The sequence below is a fragment of the Saccharothrix sp. NRRL B-16348 genome (assembly GCF_001280085.1).
Classification (GTDB): Bacteria; Actinomycetota; Actinomycetes; order Mycobacteriales; family Pseudonocardiaceae; genus Actinosynnema.
The window spans coordinates 1-17,344 of record NZ_LGED01000260.1 but is presented as its reverse complement, the minus strand read 5'-3'; the positions used below and the strand labels follow the sequence as shown (position 1 = coordinate 17,344).

General features: G+C 71.7%; 18 protein-coding genes. 13 read left to right on the top strand and 5 right to left on the bottom strand.

The window, feature by feature from the left end:
* Positions 1-182 precede the first annotated feature (182 nt).
* Positions 183-674, top strand: coding sequence for a hypothetical protein (locus ADK67_RS43295; protein WP_053722432.1), 492 nt, complete (start codon positions 183-185; stop codon positions 672-674).
* 55 nt (positions 675-729) lie between these two features.
* Positions 730-2,157 (top strand): Si-specific NAD(P)(+) transhydrogenase, encoded by a 1,428-nt coding sequence (gene sthA / locus ADK67_RS43290; RefSeq protein ID WP_053722431.1) that lies wholly within the window; start codon positions 730-732, stop codon positions 2,155-2,157.
* A gap of 34 nt (positions 2,158-2,191) precedes the next feature.
* Here the strand turns inward: sthA and ADK67_RS43285 are convergent, their stop codons facing one another.
* Both ADK67_RS43285 and ADK67_RS43280 read right to left on the bottom strand, forming a co-directional pair.
* Positions 2,192-2,785: a hypothetical protein gene (locus ADK67_RS43285; protein ID WP_053722430.1), complete on the bottom strand. Its 594-nt coding sequence runs from the start codon at positions 2,783-2,785 to the stop codon at positions 2,192-2,194.
* 98 nt (positions 2,786-2,883) lie between these two features.
* Complete coding sequence (locus ADK67_RS43280; protein WP_231648651.1) at positions 2,884-3,507, bottom strand: HAD family hydrolase; 624 nt, start codon at positions 3,505-3,507, stop codon at positions 2,884-2,886.
* Positions 3,508-3,624: 117 nt separating this feature from the next.
* Here ADK67_RS43280 and ADK67_RS43275 point away from each other — a divergent pair, with 117 nt between their 5' ends.
* Positions 3,625-4,818, top strand: a complete 1,194-nt coding sequence (locus ADK67_RS43275; protein ID WP_053722429.1) for a cytochrome P450 — start codon at positions 3,625-3,627, stop codon at positions 4,816-4,818.
* Here ADK67_RS43275 and ADK67_RS43270 read toward each other — a convergent pair.
* On the bottom strand, positions 4,785-5,234 hold the full coding sequence (locus ADK67_RS43270; RefSeq protein WP_053722428.1) for a hypothetical protein: 450 nt from the start codon (positions 5,232-5,234) through the stop codon (positions 4,785-4,787). The genes ADK67_RS43275 and ADK67_RS43270 overlap by 34 nt on opposite strands.
* Before the next feature lie 119 nt (positions 5,235-5,353).
* Here ADK67_RS43270 and argC point away from each other — a divergent pair, with 119 nt between their 5' ends.
* Genes argC through ADK67_RS43225 form a run of 9 tightly spaced genes read left to right on the top strand, consistent with a single transcriptional unit; the run spans position 5,354 to position 14,325 of the window.
* The gene (argC, locus tag ADK67_RS43265) at positions 5,354-6,370 is read left to right on the top strand and encodes an N-acetyl-gamma-glutamyl-phosphate reductase (RefSeq protein WP_053722427.1); all 1,017 of its coding nucleotides are present in this window, start codon (positions 5,354-5,356) and stop codon (positions 6,368-6,370) included.
* Positions 6,371-6,396: 26 nt separating this feature from the next.
* Positions 6,397-7,608, top strand: a complete 1,212-nt coding sequence (argJ, locus tag ADK67_RS43260; protein ID WP_053722447.1) for a bifunctional glutamate N-acetyltransferase/amino-acid acetyltransferase ArgJ — start codon at positions 6,397-6,399, stop codon at positions 7,606-7,608.
* On the top strand, positions 7,605-8,492 hold the full coding sequence (gene argB, locus ADK67_RS43255) for an acetylglutamate kinase (protein WP_053722426.1): 888 nt from the start codon (positions 7,605-7,607) through the stop codon (positions 8,490-8,492). The genes argJ and argB overlap by 4 nt, the downstream gene beginning before the upstream one ends.
* The gene (locus tag ADK67_RS43250) at positions 8,489-9,667 is read left to right on the top strand and encodes an acetylornithine transaminase (RefSeq protein WP_053722425.1); all 1,179 of its coding nucleotides are present in this window, start codon (positions 8,489-8,491) and stop codon (positions 9,665-9,667) included. The genes argB and ADK67_RS43250 overlap by 4 nt, the downstream gene beginning before the upstream one ends.
* Entirely contained in the window at positions 9,667-10,593 is a 927-nt protein-coding gene (gene argF, locus ADK67_RS43245; protein WP_053722424.1) for an ornithine carbamoyltransferase, read from the top strand. The genes ADK67_RS43250 and argF overlap by 1 nt, the downstream gene beginning before the upstream one ends.
* Positions 10,590-11,126 (top strand): arginine repressor, encoded by a 537-nt coding sequence (locus ADK67_RS43240; RefSeq protein ID WP_053722423.1) that lies wholly within the window; start codon positions 10,590-10,592, stop codon positions 11,124-11,126. Before argF ends, ADK67_RS43240 begins: the two co-directional genes overlap by 4 nt.
* On the top strand, positions 11,119-12,315 hold the full coding sequence (locus ADK67_RS43235; protein ID WP_053722422.1) for an argininosuccinate synthase: 1,197 nt from the start codon (positions 11,119-11,121) through the stop codon (positions 12,313-12,315). The genes ADK67_RS43240 and ADK67_RS43235 overlap by 8 nt, the downstream gene beginning before the upstream one ends.
* Entirely contained in the window at positions 12,312-13,703 is a 1,392-nt protein-coding gene (gene argH / locus ADK67_RS43230; RefSeq protein WP_053722421.1) for an argininosuccinate lyase, read from the top strand. The genes ADK67_RS43235 and argH overlap by 4 nt, the downstream gene beginning before the upstream one ends.
* The gene (locus tag ADK67_RS43225; protein ID WP_053722420.1) at positions 13,687-14,325 is read left to right on the top strand and encodes a DNA-3-methyladenine glycosylase; all 639 of its coding nucleotides are present in this window, start codon (positions 13,687-13,689) and stop codon (positions 14,323-14,325) included. Before argH ends, ADK67_RS43225 begins: the two co-directional genes overlap by 17 nt.
* On the opposite strand, the gene ADK67_RS43220 is transcribed toward ADK67_RS43225, so the two are convergent.
* Both ADK67_RS43220 and ADK67_RS43215 read right to left on the bottom strand, forming a co-directional pair.
* Positions 14,322-14,843 (bottom strand): EF-hand domain-containing protein, encoded by a 522-nt coding sequence (locus ADK67_RS43220; RefSeq protein ID WP_197289904.1) that lies wholly within the window; start codon positions 14,841-14,843, stop codon positions 14,322-14,324. The two genes, ADK67_RS43225 and ADK67_RS43220, sit on opposite strands and share 4 nt — an antisense overlap.
* Positions 14,844-15,000: 157 nt before the next feature.
* The gene (locus ADK67_RS43215) at positions 15,001-15,441 is read right to left on the bottom strand and encodes a hypothetical protein (protein ID WP_053722419.1); all 441 of its coding nucleotides are present in this window, start codon (positions 15,439-15,441) and stop codon (positions 15,001-15,003) included.
* A gap of 92 nt (positions 15,442-15,533) precedes the next feature.
* On the opposite strand from ADK67_RS43215, the gene tyrS reads away from it, so the two are divergent.
* Positions 15,534-16,808, top strand: a complete 1,275-nt coding sequence (tyrS, locus tag ADK67_RS43210) for a tyrosine--tRNA ligase (protein WP_053722418.1) — start codon at positions 15,534-15,536, stop codon at positions 16,806-16,808.
* Positions 16,809-17,344: the final 536 nt, after the last annotated feature.

The following is a 17,344-nucleotide window of genomic DNA, read 5'->3' as shown; positions in this document are numbered from 1 at the left end:
AGGCCTTTCTTTCCGGGTCGGCTTGGTCCTTGCGCACAGGTTGAACGTTCTCCAAGATTGGCTTCGCGGCCCGCTGGGCCGAGGGGCGAAGCGATGAACCGCCGGGCGAGTCTGGTCGCCGGTCCGACGGGGAGCTAGCGGCGAACCCACCGCCTGGAGCAGCAATCGAGTGGGGTTGCCTCATGCGCACCTTGGGTCCGCGGATGGAAGTCGCCGTCGCCATGACCATCCTCGGCGTGGGTGCCGCCGTGGTGGCCGCCATGCACCTCACCTGGCCCGAACCGGAGTTGCCCGCGATGGCGTACTCGGTGAGCGGCGGCGAGATGTCCGACCTGAAGCCCTTCGAGATCAACGACATCTCCGGCGGCGCGGTCGAGTTGACGCCGGGCAGCGAGGGTTTCCGCCTCGTGCGGCTGTCCAACCCGAACACCGTGGACATCGTGGTGCTGACGCTGCAGGCCGAGCCGGGCCAGCCGTTGGACGAGGCGCGGAACCGGGTGCCGGACTGCCCGTCCGGCGTGCTGACCGTGGTGCCGATGGCGGAGCCGGTCACGATCCCGCCGTCGGGCGCGGTCGAGGTGGAGATGGTCGTGCGGATCGCGCACGACGTGCCGAGCGCGTGCACTGACCTCGTGTTCCCGCTGACCTACTCGGGACGCGCGGCGCGCGTCTAGGCGAGTCCGTCCGCCTTGCCACCGCGGAGCGGCGGTGTGTGCGACGCTTCGGCGTATGACTGTTTCGGGCGCGAGCGAGTACGACTACGACCTGTTGGTGATCGGCTCGGGCCCGGGCGGGCAGAAGGCCGCCATCGCGGGCGCGAAGCTCGGCAAGCGGGTCGCGATCGTGGACCGCGCCGACATGGTGGGCGGCGTGTGCGTGAACACCGGCACCATCCCGTCGAAGACGTTGCGCGAGGCGGTGATGTACCTGACCGGCCTGAGCCAGCGCGACCTGTACGGCGCGAGCTACCGCGTGAAGCAGGACATCACGATCTCCGACCTGCTCGCCCGCACGCAGCACGTGATCGGCCGCGAGGTCCAGGTCGTGCGCGCGCAGCTGCACCGCAACCAGGTCGACCTGCTCACCGGCACCGCCCGGTTCCTCGACCCGCACACCGTGGCGGTGGACGGCGGGCACCGCGGCGAGCACCACACGGTGACCGCCGAGCACGTCGTGATCGCCACCGGCACCCGTCCCGCCCGACCGGACCAGGTGGACTTCGACGAGATCCGGGTGCTGGACTCCGACGAGGTGCTGGCGCTGGAGGAGATCCCGGCGTCGCTGGTGGTGGTGGGCGCGGGCGTCATCGGCATCGAGTACGCGTCGATGTTCGCCGCGCTGGGCAGCCGCGTCACGGTGGTCGAGCAGCGCGACCGGATGCTCGACTTCTGCGACCCGGAGATCGTGGAGTCGCTGAAGTTCCACCTGCGCGACCTGGCGGTGACGTTCCGGTTCGGCGAGAAGGTCGTCAACGTCGACGTGTCCGACTCCGGCACGGTCACCACGCTGGCCAGCGGCAAGCGCATCCCGGCCGCCGCGGTGATGTACTCGGCCGGCAGGCAGGGCAACACCGAGGCGCTCGACCTGGACAAGGCGGGCCTGGAAGCCGACCACCGCGGCCGGCTGACCGTGGACGAGCACTACCGCACGCCCGTCGAGCACATCTACGCGGTCGGTGACGTGATCGGCTTCCCGGCGCTGGCCGCCACGTCGATGGACCAGGGCCGCCTCGCCGCCTACCACGCGTTCGGCGAGCAGGCGCGCGAGCTGTCCGCGTTGCAGCCGATCGGGATCTACACCATCCCGGAGATCTCCTACTGCGGCGCCACGGAGGCCGAGCTGACGTCGTCCGCCGTGCCGTACGAGGTGGGCCTGGCGCGGTACCGGGAGCTGGCGCGCGGCTCGATCGTCGGCGACGCCTACGGCATGCTCAAGCTGCTGGTGTCCACTGTGGACCGCAAGCTGCTCGGCGTGCACCTGTTCGGCACCGGCGCGACCGACCTCGTCCACATCGGCCAGGCGGTCATGGCGTGCGGCGGCACGGTGGACTACCTGGTGGACACCGTCTTCAACTACCCGACGCTGTCCGAGGCGTACAAGGTGGCCGCGTTGGACGCCACGAACAAGATGCGCGCGCTGGAGCGCTTCGGCTCCTAGCCGGGGCTGCCCGTCAACCGGTGACGACGGCGGCTCACCGGCGCTTGGAGGTGCTGTGGCCGAGCGCCGCGATGGCCGACAGCACGAATCCGACGAAGAACAACCCGATGCCCAGGCCCGTGGTCCCGGTCCGCTCGGCGGGTCCGGCGGCCCGGCTGTCCTGTGCCGGGGTGAGGACCCGGTCGTTGTCCAGGTCGAAGACCTGGCCGTCCACGGTGACGCGCGCACCGCCGGGGAAGCCTTCGGCCGGGAAGCCCTCGCCCGGGAGGCTGCCGCCGGGGAAGTTCTCGCCCGGGAAGCTGTCACCCGGGAAGCTGTCGCCGCTCACGGTGCCGAACTCCGGCCTGGGGCTGGTGCTCCCGCCGATCACCGACGCGAAGATCAACGCCATCCCCGCGAGCGCGGTGAGCGCCCCGACCCACACGAACACCTTGACCCACGGCGGCGCGGTCGACAGGTCCACGCGGCCGCGCCGCCGGCGGTGCCGGAAGCCGTGGCCGTGGAAGTCGTGGCCGTGGAACCCGCCGTGGGAGTCGTGGTCGTGGAAGTCGTCGTGGGAGTCGCGGCCGTGGAAGTCGCTGTGGAAGTCGTGCCCGGACGAGTGGCCGTGCGAGTCGTCTTGCGTCATGTGTCCCCCTGCTTTCCCCTGTGGAGTGGAGGAAAGCACGCGGACCGGGCGCCGGTGTGGCGTTCGCGGAACATCGAACGCTCTCGTACGGCTCCTGATCAGGCGATCAGGCTCGTGACGAGGTGGAGGCGGGCGTCGTCGACGTCCCGCAGCGGTGGCACGAGCAACGTCGGCAGGCCGGCCTCGACGCCCGCGCCGTCGTGCGTCGAGCGGTCGCCGACCATCAGCGTCTCACCGGGCTCGGTGCCGAGCCCGTCCAGCGCGATGCGGAAGATCGCCGGGTCGGGCTTCACCACGCCGTGCTCGAAGGACAGCACGAACGAGTCGACCGGCAGGTCGGCGAACGCGGGCCGGATGTCGAAGTGGATGTCGCTGAGCACCCCGATCCGCACGCCGGCCGCGCGCAGCTCCCGCAACGTCGGCCCGGCGTCCACCGCGAAGGGGTTGAACGCCGGGTCGGACTCCACCGCGTACAGCGAGTCGGCCAGTTCCTGGTCCAGCCCCGCCGCCCGGAACGCCTCGTAGTACGTCGCCCGGTGCAGCGCGGCGTCACCGTCCAGGCCCGGCGCGCCCAACCGCGCCACGTCCAGTGCCGCGATCACCTCCGCGGTCTGGCCGGTGTCGCGCCCGATCCGGCGCAACGCCTCCGCCACCCACCCGCGGAACGTGGGCGTGAGCACCAGCGTCCCCCGCCAGTCGAAGATCACGGCACGCAGGCGCATCGACGCACGCTCCCTGTTGTCACGATGAGTAGTCGGCGACTCACTCGTGTGAGGCTCGCGCACCACTCCGCCGCGTCGCTACGTTTTTTCGCAGGACCCTCGACGGTGGGAGGCGGCATGACCGCGGTGCCGACGACGCCCCTGCACTTCCGCCGGGTGGGGTTCGACCCCCACCCCGAGTTGACCGGGATCCGCGACCGGGACGGCGTGCGCCGGGTCGACTCGCCGGTGCTGGGCGGGTCGATGTGGCTGGTCACCCGGATCGAGGACGTCCGGCTGGTCTACAGCGATCCGAAGCGGTTCCGCATCTCCGCCCACCACCTGGTGCCGGGCGCGCCCGCGTTGAGCGACGAGGAGGTGGCGGCGGTGCGGCCGGGCAACCTGCTCGCGTTCGACCCGCCCGAGCACACCCGCCTGCGCCGGGTGCTGGCGCCGGAGTTCACCGCCCGCCGGATGCGCCGGCTGGAACCGCGGATCCACGACATCGTGCGCGACCACCTCGACGCGATCGAGCGGAAGGGGCCGCCCGCGGACCTCGTGGCCGACTTCGCGCTGCCGGTGCCCGCGCTGGTGATCTGCGAGCTGCTCGGCGTGCCCTTCGCGGACCGCGAGGCCTTCCAGGACCGCTACTCGCGGTTCTTCGACGTGACGCTGTCGTTCGAGGAACGGCTCGCCATCCAGTACGAGTCCAAGGCCTACCTGGCCGAACTGGTCGCGCGGGCCAGGGTCGAGCCGGGCGACGACCTGCTCGGCATGCTCGTCCGCGACGAGACCGCCGACCTCGACGACCGCGAGCTGGTGGGCATCGCGGACCTGCTGCTGCTGGCCGGCCACGAGACCACGGCGAACATGCTGGGCCTCGGCGTCCTCGCCCTGCTGAGCCACCCCGACCAGCTCCGGCTGCTGCGCGACGAGCCGGAACGCGCCGACGCGGTGGTGGAGGAGCTGCTGCGGTGGCTGACCGTCGTGCACACCGGCGTGCCGCGGGTCACGACCACCGAGGTCGAGCTGGGCGGTCAGACCCTCGGCCCCGGCGAGCTGGTCGTCTGCTCGCTGCCCGCGGCCAACCGCGACCCCGGGCTCGTGCCGGACCCGGACCGGTTCGACGTCACGCGTGACGCGGGCAGCCACGTCGCGTTCGGCCACGGCGTCCACCACTGCCTGGGCGCGCCGCTGGCCAGGATGGAGATGCGGATCGCGTTCCCCGCCCTGGCACGCCGGTTCCCCGCGCTGCGCACCACCGACGAGGACGCCCGCTACCGCACCGAGCAGGTCGTCTACGGCGTCGGGTCGCTGCCCGTGACCTGGTGACGGTCGCCGCCCGCGGGCCGGCGGCGGCGCCGCGCGTGCCCGAGGCCCGCCGTGGTCGCGAGCGCGAAGCCGGTGAAGAACAGCCCGATGCCGAAGCCGACGTCGTCCGACCTGGGCGTCTCGCGCCCGGTCGCCGTGGCGCCGTCGAGCCCGTGGTCGGCGGGGATCGGAGCGCCGGGGAACGGGTCGCGGCCCGGGAAGCCGTCGGCGCTCGCCGAGCGGAGGTCGGGCGTCGGCGCGGCGTCGCACACCATGCCGAGGCCGATGACGGTCACGCCCACGATCGCGGTGAGCACGCCGATCCAGGCGAGCGCGGTCAGCCACTGCCGCGCGGCAGCCGGATCGGGATGGCCGTCACGCCGAGGGCGCCGGCCGTGCGAGATGTTCCCCCGTGCCTGGTCGTGCGGATGGTGCATCACGATGAACCCCCCAGTTCCCGTACAGGAAAGCACGACACCGCGGAACCGCGCTGCTCGATTCGCGGAACGCCGAAACCGATTTGAGTGACTTTGCATCAGCGTGCATACTTATCCGCATGACGGTACGGATCGCGGTCGCCGGGGCCAGCGGGTACGCCGGGGGAGAGGTGCTGCGCCTCCTGCTCGGTCACCCGGACGTGGAGATCGGCGCGCTCACCGCCGGCGGCAACGCGGGCTCCCCGCTCCTCGCCCACCAGCCGCACCTCCTGCCGCTGGCCGACCGGGTGCTGGAGGAGACGACCGCCGACACCCTCAAGGGCCACGACGTCGTCTTCCTCGCCCTCCCGCACGGCCGCTCGGCCGAGATCGCCGCCCAGCTGGGTGACGACACGCTCGTCGTCGACTGCGGCGCGGACCACCGGCTCACCGACCCCGCCGCCTGGGACCGCTGGTACGGCGGCACGCACGCGGGCAGCTGGCCGTACGGCCTGCCCGAGCTGCCCGGTCAGCGCGACGAGCTGCGCGGCGCCCGCCGCGTCGCCGTGCCCGGCTGCTACCCGACCGTGTCCTCGCTGGCCCTGGCGCCCGCGATGGGGCTGGTCGAGCCCGAGGTGACGGTGGTGGCCGTGTCCGGCACGTCCGGCGCGGGCAAGGCGCTCAAGCCGAACCTCCTCGGCTCCGAGGTGATGGGCTCGCTCAGCGCCTACGGCGTCGGCGGCGCGCACCGGCACACCCCGGAGATCGCGCAGAACCTGTCCAAGGTCGCCGACGAGCCGGTCCGGGTCTCGTTCACCCCGGTGCTGGCGCCGTTGCCGCGGGGCATCCTGGCCACCTGCTCGGCGACGCTCAAGGACGCCGACGCGGACGTCCGCGCCGCTTACGAGAAGGCCTACGCCGACGAGCCGTTCGTGCACCTGCTGCCGGAAGGCCACTGGCCGACCACGGGCGCGGTGCTCGGCTCGAACGCCGTGCAGCTCCAGGTGGCCGTGGACCGCGACGTGAACCGGCTGGTCGTGGTCGCCGCGATCGACAACCTGGCGAAGGGCACCGCGGGCGCCGCGGTGCAGTGCATGAACCTGGCACTCGGCCTGCCGGAGACCACCGGCCTGTCCACTGTGGGAGTAGCACCTTGAACCGCAACACCACCGGCCAGTCCACTGTGGGAGTAGCACCTACTGCGCACGGCGGGACACCCGCACCCGAGCGCCACAAAGGCGTTACGGGACCGAAGGGCTTCAAGGCCGCGGGTGTCGCCGCCGGCATCAAGGAGTCCGGCGCGCTGGACCTGGCGCTGGTCGTCAACGAAGGGCCGGGCCAGGCCGCCGCGGGCGTCTTCACCACCAACCAGGTGAAGGCCGCGCCCGTGCTGTGGTCGCAGCAGGTGCTCAAGGAGCGCAAGCTGCACGCCGTCGTGCTGAACTCCGGCGGCGCGAACGCGTGCACCGGCCCCGAGGGCTTCCAGGACACCCACGCCACCGCCGAGAAGGTCGCCGAGGTGCTGGACGTCGGCGCGATCGAGGTCGCGGTGTGCTCCACCGGCCTGATCGGCGAACGCCTGCCGATGGACGCCCTCAAGGCGGGCGTGGAGAAGGCGGCCCAGGAGCTCGACGCCACCGACCTGTCGGGCCTCAACGCCGCCACCGCCGTGATGACCACCGACACCCACCCCAAGCAGAGCTGGCAGGACCACCCGGACGGCTGGTCGGTCGGCGGGTTCGTCAAGGGCGCGGGCATGCTCTCGCCGAACATGGCCACGATGCTCAGCGTCATCACCACCGACGCGGTGATCGACGGCGACGCCCTGGACGCGGCCCTGCGCGCGACCACCGCCAAGACCTACGACCGGCTCGACGTGGACGGCGGCACGTCCACGAACGACACCGTGCTGGTCCTCGCCTCCGGCGCCTCCGGTGTCACGCCGACCGCCGAGCAGTTCGCCGACGTGCTGACCGCCGTGGCGAAAGACCTGGTCAAGCAGCTCCAAGGGGACGCGGAAGGCGTGACCAAGGAGGTCGCCATCACGGTCAACGGCGCGCTCACCGAGGCCGAGGCCGTCGTGGTCGCCAAGACCGTCGCCGAGGACAACCTGGTCAAGACCGCGCTGTTCGGCTCCGACCCGAACTGGGGCCGGATCGCGATGGCCGTCGGCCGCTCGCAGGCCACCGTGGACCAGCACAAGCTCGGCATCGCCATCAACGGCGTCACGCTGTTCGCGGACGGCCACAAGGCCGCCGACCGGAGCGAGGCCGACCTGTCCGGCCGCGACGTCGACATCGTGATCGACCTGAACCTGGGCGACGGCACGGCCACCGTGCTGACCACGGACCTGTCGCACGGGTACGTCGAAGAGAACAGCGCGTACAGCTCGTGACCACGCCGCAGGCCAAAGCCGGGATCCTCATCGAGGCGCTGCCGTGGCTGCAGCGCTTCCGCGGCGCGATCGTGGTCGTCAAGTACGGCGGCAACGCCATGGTGGACAACGCGCTGAAGCGCGCGTTCGCGCAGGACATGGTGTTCCTCAAGGTCGCCGGCCTGCACCCGGTCGTGGTGCACGGCGGCGGGCCGCAGATCGCCGCGATGCTCAAGCGGCTCGGCATCGAGACCGAGTTCCGGGGCGGCCTGCGGGTGACCACGCCGGAGGCCATGGACGTGGTCCGCATGGTCCTGGTGGGCCAGGTGCAGCGCGAACTCGTCGGCCTGATCAACGAGCACGGCCCGCTCGCGGTCGGCCTGTCCGGCGAGGACGCCCACCTGCTGACCGCCGCCCGGCGACCGGCCATCGTGGACGGCGCGCCGGTCGACATCGGCCTGGTCGGCGACATCGTCGACGTCAACCCGGAGGCGGTGCTCGACATCGTGCGCGCGGGTCGCATCCCGGTCGTGTCGACGGTCGCGCCGGACGTCGACGGCGTGGTGCACAACGTCAACGCCGACACGGCGGCGGGCGCGGTGGCGGTGGCGCTGAAGGCCGAGAAGCTGGTCGTGCTCACCGACGTCGAGGGCCTGTACGCGGACTGGCCGGACAAGTCCTCGCTGCTGCACCGCGTGGACGCCGAGCGGCTGGAGAAGATGCTGCCGGACCTGGACAGCGGCATGGTGCCGAAGATGGAGGCCTGCCTGCGCGCGGTGCGCGGCGGCGTGCCCGAGGCACACGTGATCGACGGCAGGTTGGCGCACTCGGTGCTGTTGGAGGTCTTCACCTCCGAGGGCGTCGGAACGATGGTGACCGAGCGGACTGGGGCGGACGAGGCATGAGCGACCAGCAGCGGTGGCAAGCCGCGATGATGAACAACTACGGCACGCCCGGCCTGACCCTGGTGCGTGGCGAGGGCGCGCACGTCTGGGACGCCGACGGCAACCGCTACCTCGACCTGCTGACCGGCATCGCGGTCAACGCGCTCGGCCACGCGCACCCGGCGATCGTGGCCGCGGTGACCGAGCAGATCGGCAGGATCGCCCACACGTCCAACCTGTACATCAACGAGCCCGCGCTCAAGCTCGCCGAACGGCTGCTCGACCTGTCCGGCGTGGACGGCGACGGCCGGGTGCTGTTCTGCAACTCCGGCGCCGAGGCCAACGAGGCCGCGTTCAAGCTGAGCCGCCGCACGGGCCGCACCAAGGTCGTGTCGACCCACGGCGGCTTCCACGGCCGCACCATGGGCGCGCTCGCGCTGACCGGCCAGCCCGCGAAGCGGGAGCCGTTCGAACCGCTGGTGCCCGGCGTCGTGCACATCCCGTTCGGCGACGTGGCCGCGCTGGAAGCCGCGATCGACGACGAGACCGCCGCGTTCATCGTCGAGCCCATCCAGGGCGAGAACGGCGTCGTCGTGCCGCCCGAGGGCTACCTCCAGGCGGCGCGGCGGATCACCGCCGAGCACGGCGCCCTGCTCGTGCTGGACGAGGTGCAGACCGGTGTCGGCCGGCTCGGCACCTGGTTCGCGTTCCAGCAGGTCGGCATCGTGCCCGACGTGATCACGCTGGCCAAGGGCCTCGGCGGCGGGCTGCCGCTGGGCGCGTGCATCGCGGTCGGCGCGGCCAAGGACCTGTTCGAGCCCGGCCAGCACGGCACCACGTTCGGCGGCAACCCGGTGTGCTGCGCCGCCGCGCTCGCGGTGCTCGACACGATCGCCGCCGACGGCCTGCTGGAGCACACCTCCGCGGTCGGCAAGGAGATCGCCGCCGGCGTCGAGGCGCTGGACCACCCGCTCGTCTCGGGTGTGCGGGGAGCCGGCCTGCTGCTCGGCATCACGCTGCGCGAGGCGGTCTCGGCGAAGGCCGCGGCGGCCGCGCAGCGGGCCGGCTACCTGATCAACCCGATCCAGCCCGACGTCATCCGCCTGGCGCCGCCGCTGGTGCTGGACGAGGCGGACGCCCACCGACTGGTGGCCGACCTGCCGTCGTTCCTCCCCTCCCCAGGCCAGGAGCCGTGATGGTGCGCCACTTCCTGCGTGACGACGACCTGACCCCCGACGAGCAGGCGGCGGTCCTCGACCTCGCCGACGACTACAAGGCCGACCGGCTGACCGCCAAGCCGCTGGCCGGGCCCAAGTCCGTCGCGGTGATCTTCGAGAAGAACTCCACCCGCACCCGGCTGTCGTTCGAGGTGGGCATCGCCCAGCTCGGCGGCAACCCGGTGATCATCGACGGCCGGTCCATGCAGCTCGGCCGCGAGGAGACCATCGAGGACACGTCCCGCATCCTGTCCGGGTACGTCGACGCGGTGATCTGGCGGACGTTCGCGCAGAAGCGCATCGACGCGATGGCGTCGGTGTCCCGCATCCCGGTGATCAACGCGCTGACCGACGAGTTCCACCCGTGCCAGGTGCTCGCCGACCTGCAGACCATCCGGCGCGTGCACGGCAAGCTGGCCGGCCTCACCGTCACCTACCTCGGCGACGGCGCGAACAACATGTCCCACTCGATGCTGCTCGGCGGCGTCACGGCGGGCATGCACGTGCGGATCGCCGCGCCCGCGCTGTTCCAGCCGCTGCCGTGGGTGCTGGACGACGCCCGCGAGCGCGCCGCGGAGACCGGCGGGTCGGTGACCGTGATCGAGGACCCGCGCGATGCGGTGGACGGCGCGGACGTGCTGGTCACCGACACGTGGACGTCCATGGGCCAGGAGAACGACGGCCGCGACCGGATGCGCCCGTTCCGGCCCTACCAGCTCAACGCCGACCTCGTGGCCGCGACGGGCGTGAAGACGACCGTGCTGCACTGCCTGCCCGCGCACCGCGGCCAGGAGATCACCGACGACGTGCTCGACGGCCCGGACAGCGCGGTGTGGGACGAGGCCGAGAACCGGTTGCACGCCCAGAAGGCGCTCCTCGTGTGGCTCCTGGAGCACTCGCGATGACCCGGACCGCGCGGCAGGCCCGCATCGTCGAACTGGTCGCCCAACGCGCCATCCGCAGCCAGTCGGAGCTGGCGAAGACGCTGGCGGTGGAGGGCATCGAGGTCACCCAGGCCACGCTGTCCCGCGACCTGGACGAGCTGGGCGCGGTCAAGCTGCGCGGACCCGACGGCGGCGCGCCCGTCTACGTCATCCCCGAGGACGGCAGCCCGGTGCGGGGCGTGCAGGGCGGCACGTCCCGCCTCACCCGGGTGCTCGCCGAACTGCTCGTGTCGGTCGACCACTCGGGCAACCTGGCCGTCCTGCGCACCCCGCCCGGCGCGGCCCAGTTCCTGGCCAGCGCGCTGGACCGGGCCGCGCTGCACGACATCGTCGGCACCATCGCCGGCGACGACACGATCCTCGCCGTGGCCAGGGAACCCCTCACCGGCGCGGACTTGGCCGCCCGCGTGACCGCCCTCGCCGCGGGCGACGACCAGACGTCCCCGGACCAGACATCGCCGGACCAGGAGCCCTCGGGAGAACCCCATGAGTGAGCGGGTCGTCCTCGCCTACTCCGGCGGGCTGGACACCTCCGTCGCCATCGGCTGGATCGCCGAGGAGACCGGCGCCGAGGTCGTCGCCGTCGCCGTCGACCTCGGCCAGGGCGGCGAGGACCTGGAGACCATCCGCCGCCGGGCGCTGGACTGCGGCGCGGTCGACGCCGTGGTCGCCGACGCCCGCGACGAGTTCGCCGACGACTACTGCCTGCCCGCGCTGCGCGCCAACGCCCTCTACATGGACCGCTACCCGCTGGTGTCGGCGCTGTCCCGGCCGCTGATCGTCAAGCACCTGGCCGAGGCGGCACGGCGGCACGGCGCGACGACCGTGGCGCACGGCTGCACCGGCAAGGGCAACGACCAGGTGCGCTTCGAGGTCGGCATCGGCGCGCTCGCGCCCCACCTGGAGGTCATCGCGCCGGTCCGCGACTACGCGTGGACCCGCGAGAAGGCCATCGCCTGGGCCGAGGAGCGGAACCTGCCCATCGACGTGACCAGGAAGTCGCCCTACTCGGTCGACCAGAACGTGTGGGGCCGCGCGGTCGAGACCGGGTTCCTCGAGGACATCTGGAACGCCCCGGTCGAGGACGTCTACTCCTACACGCTGGACCCGGCCGAGCCGCGCGACCCCGACGAGCTGGTCCTCACGTTCGACCAGGGCAGGCCGGTCGCCATCGACGGCGAGACCGTGACCGTGCTCCAGGCCGTCCAGGAGCTGAACCGGCGGGCGGGCGCGCACGGCGTCGGCCGCCTCGACCTGGTCGAGGACCGGCTGGTCGGCATCAAGTCCCGCGAGGTCTACGAGGCTCCCGGCGCGATCGCGCTGATCACCGCGCACCAGGAGCTGGAGAACGTCACCCTGGAACGCGACCTGGCCCGCTTCAAGCGGCAGGTCGAGCAGCGCTGGGGTGAACTGGTGTACGACGGCCTGTGGTTCTCGCCGTTGAAGCACGCGCTGGACAGCTTCATCGACGACACCCAGCGGCACGTGTCCGGCGAGATCCGGCTGGTGCTGCACGGTGGCCGAGCGGTCGTCACCGGGCGGCGCAGCGAGGAGTCGCTGTACGACTTCAACCTGGCCACCTACGACGAGGGCGACAGCTTCGACCAGTCGTCGGCCAAGGGCTTCGTGCACCTGTGGGGCCTGCCGAGCAAGATCGCCGCGAAGAGGGATTCGATCACGTGAGTTCATTGTGGGGTGGCCGGTTCGCCGGAGGACCGGCGGAGGCGATGGCGCGGCTGTCCGCGTCGACGCACTTCGACTGGCGACTCGCCCCGTACGACATCAGGGGTTCGCGCGCGCACGCCCGCGTGCTGCACCGGGCCGGTCTGCTGACCGCCGACGAGCTGGCGCGGATGCTGGCGGCGCTGGACGCCCTGGAAGCCGACGTGGCGTCCGGGTCGTTCACCCCGACGCTGGCCGACGAGGACGTGCACACGGCGCTGGAACGCGGCCTGATCGAGCGCGCCGGACCGGAGCTGGGCGGCAAGCTGCGCGCCGGCCGGTCCCGCAACGACCAGGTGGCCACCCTGTTCCGGATGTGGCTGCGCGACGCGGCCCAGCGGGTGTCCGCGGGCGTGCTCGACGTGGTCGAGGCGCTCGCCGACCAGGCGTCCGCGCACGCCACCGCCGTCATGCCCGGCCGCACGCACCTCCAGTCCGCGCAGCCCGTGCTGCTGGCGCACCACCTGCTCGCCCACGGCCAGGCGCTGCTGCGCGACGTCGACCGGCTGCGCGACTGGGACAAGCGCACCGCCGTGTCGCCGTACGGCTCGGGCGCGCTGGCCGGCTCGTCGCTCGGCCTCGACCCGGCCGCGGTGGCCGCGGAACTCGGCTTCGACGGGCCGGTGGAGAACTCCATCGACGGCACCGCGTCGCGCGACTTCGCCGCCGAGATCGCGTTCGTGCTGGCCATGATCGGCGTCGACCTGTCCAGGATCGCCGAAGAGGTGATCATCTGGACCACCGCCGAGTTCCGCTTCGCCGTGCTGGACGACGCGTGGGCCACCGGCAGCTCGATCATGCCGCAGAAGAAGAACCCGGACGTCGCCGAGCTGACCAGGGGCAAGTCCGGCCGGCTCATCGGCAACCTGACCGGCCTGCTGGCCACGTTGAAGGCGCAGCCGCTGGCCTACAACCGTGACCTGCAGGAGGACAAGGAGCCGCTGTTCGACTCGGTCGAGCAGCTGGAGCTGCTGCTGCCCGCGTTGGCCGGGATGATCGCCACCATGCGGTTCGACACCGCGCGGATGGCGGAGCTGGCGCCCGCCGGGTTCACCCTGGCCACCGACATCGCCGAGTGGCTGGTGCGGCAGGGCGTGCCGTTCCGGGTGGCGCACGAGGCGGCGGGCGAGTGCGTCCGCGTGGCCGAGGGGCGCGGCGTCGGGCTGGAGGAGCTGACCGATGAGGAGTTCGCCACCATCTCGCCCGCGTTGACGCCCGCGGTGCGTAACGTGTTGACCGTGGAAGGGTCCATCGCCTCACGGGACGCGCACGGCGGCACCGCGCCGGACCGCGTCGCCGAGCAGTTGAAGAGGTTGCGCGACAAGGTCTCCGTTGCCCGCAACGCCTAGGCAGCTCACCGAGCAGGAGCTCGCGATCGACCCCGTCGACGCCGCGCGGCTCCTGCTCGGGAGCGTCATCGAGTCGACCACCGACGAGGGCGTCGTCGGGCTGCGGATCGTGGAGGTCGAGGCCTACCGGGGCGGCGACGACCCGGCCTCGCACTGCTACCGGGGCCGCACGCCGCGCAACGACGTGATGTTCGGCCCGGCCGGCCGGCTCTACGTGTACTTCGTCTACGGCATGCACTTCTGCGCGAACGTCGTGTCGCTCACCGACGGCGTGCCCGGCGCGGTGCTGCTCCGCGCCGGCGAGGTGGTGAGCGGGTCGGCGCTGGCCCACGCCCGCCGCCCGACCGCGCGCAGCGCCGCCGAACTGGCCAAGGGCCCGGCCCGGCTGACCGGCGTGCTCGGCCTCGACCGCGCGCACAACGGCGTGAACCTGACCGAACCTGACGCGACCGTGCGGCTGCTCGCGGGCGAGCCGGTGGACGCCGCCGACATCCGCACCGGCCCGCGCGTGGGCGTGGCCGTCGCGGTGGACGTGCCCTGGCGGTTCTGGATCGACTCGCCCGCCGTCAGCACCTACCGCCGGGGCACCCGCCGCACGCGCGTCGCGCTGAACCCGCGCTAGACCTCGCCGAAGACGTGCGTGCCGGGCGCGTCCGCGTCGTCGCCCGCCCAGAACTCCACCCAGTGCTGCACGAACTCGGACTTCGAGATCGTGCCGTCGCCGTCCAGGTCGAGCCGGGCGAACACGGCGTCCGTCGGCGCGTCGTCGCCGGTCCAGGCGTGGATCATCCGGGCGTACTCGGGCGCGGACACCTGCCCGTCCCCGTCCTCGTCCACCGCCTCGAACATCGACTCCGCGGTGGCGACCACCAGGTCGAGCATGGTGCCGAGGTCCTGCACCACGGACAGCACCTCGTCCACCGTCACCTTGTCGTCGCGGTCGTGGTCCGACGCCGCCCGCAGCGCGTCCCACCAGCCCATCATGATCTCCCGCAACCGGTCCGGCTCGGCCGCGCCCCGCAGGTGCACCCACCGGTCGGTCAACGCCTCGAAATCGGCCCGCTCGAGGAACCCGTCGCCGTTCGAGTCCATCGCGGTGAACACGATGGAGGTCTTCTTCCGCTGCAAGTCGCTCGCCACGCAAGCAAACCTTGGTCGGGGAACGCCGCGAGGACAATTGACCAGCCGGGGCAAACGTCAGCGCGCCCGAGTGACATCGTGGTGACGGTCGGTAGTGCCTGAACCGGCGCAGGGCGCACACGCCCCCACCTGCCGTCACCCACACCGGCGGCGCCGGTCAGCGCACCGTGCGGCGGTACCACACCCGGCGCTCGTGCGCGGGCAACGCGATCCGGCTGATCACGCTGGTCAGCACCGCGGCGATCAGCAGCCACAGCAACGCGGCCAGGCCGTCGTTGAACAACGTCCGCAGACCGGCGTTCGGCGGCGTGAACAGGTCGCGCAGGCCCAGCGACACCGCCGCCGACCACGAGTCGATCAGCTGCGCGAACCCGTTCGCCGGGTTGGCGCCGCCGATCACGAGGAAGATGTGGATCGCCAGCACGATCGCGAACAGCCAGCACAGCAGGTCGATCACGGCGCACACCACGCGCACCGCCCGCACCCGGCCGTCACCGTGCTCGACGACCTCCTCCTCTGCCGGGTACGCGGGGTCGGCCGGGGTCACGTACTCGGTGGGACGGTCAGCGGGACGTCGGTCGCGATTCGGGTAGGTCATCGCAGCGGTCCTCCTCACTAGGCCCCCTCGCCGACTACCCGGCACCGGCACCGCCTCAAACTGCTTTGACCAGGTAGAGGAGAATGGCTGCCGTGAGCGAGCACATCCTCGATGAGCTGTCCTGGCGCGGCCTGATCGCGCAGTCCACCGACCTCGACGCGCTGCGGAAGGATCTCGACGCGGGCCCGCTCACCCTCTATTGCGGTTTCGACCCGACCGCGCCCAGCCTGCACGCCGGCAACCTCGTCCCGCTGCTCATGCTGCGCCGCTTCCAGCGGGCCGGGCACCGGCCGATCGTCCTCGCGGGCGGCGCGACCGGCATGATCGGCGACCCGCGTGACAGCGCCGAGCGCGCGCTCAACCCGCTGGACACCGTCGCCGAGTGGGCCGGGCGCATCCGCGGCCAGCTGGAGCGGTTCGTCGAGTTCGACGACAGCCCCACGGGCGCGATCGTGGTCAACAACCTGGACTGGACCGGGAACGTCCCGGTGCTGGAGTTCCTGCGCGACGTCGGCAAGCACTTCTCGATCAACGTCATGCTGGCCCGCGAGACGGTGAAGCGCCGCCTCGACGGCGAAGGCATGTCCTACACCGAGTTCAGCTACCTGCTCCTGCAGTCGCACGACTACCTCCAGCTCAACCGGAAGTACGGCACCAGCCTCCAGGTGGGCGGCTCCGACCAGTGGGGCAACATCATCGGCGGCGTCGACCTGGTCCGGAAGGTCGACGGCGCGGCCGTGCACGCCCTGACCGCGCCGCTGGTCACCGACGCCGAGGGCCGCAAGTTCGGCAAGTCCACCGGCGGCGGCAACGTGTGGCTCGACCCGGACATGACCTCGCCGTACGCCTGGTACCAGTACTTCGTGAACGTGGGCGACGCCGACGTGCTCCGCTACCTCCGGCTGTTCACCTTCCTGACCCAGGAGGAGCTGGCCGAGCTGGAGCGGCAGACCGCCGAGGCGCCGCACCTGCGCGCCGCGCAGAAGAAGCTGGCCGAGGAGTTCACCAACCTGGTCCACGGTGAGCACGAGACGCGGCAGGTCATCGCGGCGAGCCAGGCCCTGTTCGGCCGCGGCGAGCTGCGCGAGCTGGACCTGTCGACGCTGGTGGCCGCGATGGCCGAGGCGCCGACCGGCGAGGTGCGCCTGGCCGACGCGCCGACCGTGGTTGACCTGCTGGTCAGCTCCGGGCTGGCGGAGAGCAAGGGCGCGGCGCGGCGCACCGTGAAGGAGGGCGGCGCGTACGTGAACAACTCCAAGGTCACCGACGAGGAGTGGGTGCCCGCCAAGGAGGACCTGCTCCACGGGTCGTGGCTGGTCGTCCGGCGCGGCAAGCGCAACACCGCCGGCGTGCGGGTGCAGGTCTGACCTGCGCGAACGAGCTCTCTGAGCGTGACGTCGAAGGCCGTCGGTCCCACCCGGACCGGCGGCCTTCGCCACGTTCGAGTGTGATCGCGGTCACACTGTTGCGCGTGGACCGGGTCGGATAGCGTGGGGTGGACTGCGGCACGGGCTGCTGACCTGCGGTTTCAGCCTGTGGTGCGGTGCTGCGCCCCCGATTTGACCTCTGGTTCGCGTGCGTGTAACTTTCTCCATGTCAGCGCGGAACGGGCCGGGAACACCGGAACGGAGTGCGGCAGGTCACGAACCAAGCTCCCGCTAGCGTGGTAGAGTGGGTGACCTCGGAACGGAAGACCCAGTCGAGGCTCGTCTGAGCCCAGCGACCAGGGCGTCTAGTTTCTAAACAAAGCTTTAGCTGAATCACAAGCCTCGGATCGAGCCGCGCGAGCGGTGAGTGATGATGTGCGCGTGTTCTTTGAGAACTCAACAGCGTGCCGAATAGCCAGTAAATTTATGAACCTCGTCAAGAGGTTTCCTTTGAGATTGTTACTGGACAACTGACA

Excerpts from the sequence above, each read along its gene's own strand:
- ADK67_RS43235 (WP_053722422.1), top strand. The coding sequence starts at position 11,119 with ATGAGTGAGCGGGTCGTCCTCGCCTACTCCGGCGGGCTGGACACCTCC.
- ADK67_RS43270 (WP_053722428.1), bottom strand. The coding sequence starts at position 5,234 with ATGCACCATCCGCACGACCAGGCACGGGGGAACATCTCGCACGGCCGG.
- argC (WP_053722427.1), top strand. The coding sequence starts at position 5,354 with ATGACGGTACGGATCGCGGTCGCCGGGGCCAGCGGGTACGCCGGGGGA.
- ADK67_RS43250 (WP_053722425.1), top strand. The coding sequence starts at position 8,489 with ATGAGCGACCAGCAGCGGTGGCAAGCCGCGATGATGAACAACTACGGC.
- ADK67_RS43240 (WP_053722423.1), top strand. The coding sequence starts at position 10,590 with ATGACCCGGACCGCGCGGCAGGCCCGCATCGTCGAACTGGTCGCCCAA.
- ADK67_RS43285 (WP_053722430.1), bottom strand. The coding sequence starts at position 2,785 with ATGACGCAAGACGACTCGCACGGCCACTCGTCCGGGCACGACTTCCAC.
- ADK67_RS43280 (WP_231648651.1), bottom strand. The coding sequence starts at position 3,507 with ATGCGCCTGCGTGCCGTGATCTTCGACTGGCGGGGGACGCTGGTGCTC.
- argF (WP_053722424.1), top strand. The coding sequence starts at position 9,667 with ATGGTGCGCCACTTCCTGCGTGACGACGACCTGACCCCCGACGAGCAG.
- sthA (WP_053722431.1), top strand. The coding sequence starts at position 730 with ATGACTGTTTCGGGCGCGAGCGAGTACGACTACGACCTGTTGGTGATC.
- ADK67_RS43295 (WP_053722432.1), top strand. The coding sequence starts at position 183 with ATGCGCACCTTGGGTCCGCGGATGGAAGTCGCCGTCGCCATGACCATC.
- ADK67_RS43215 (WP_053722419.1), bottom strand. The coding sequence starts at position 15,441 with ATGACCTACCCGAATCGCGACCGACGTCCCGCTGACCGTCCCACCGAG.
- ADK67_RS43275 (WP_053722429.1), top strand. The coding sequence starts at position 3,625 with ATGACCGCGGTGCCGACGACGCCCCTGCACTTCCGCCGGGTGGGGTTC.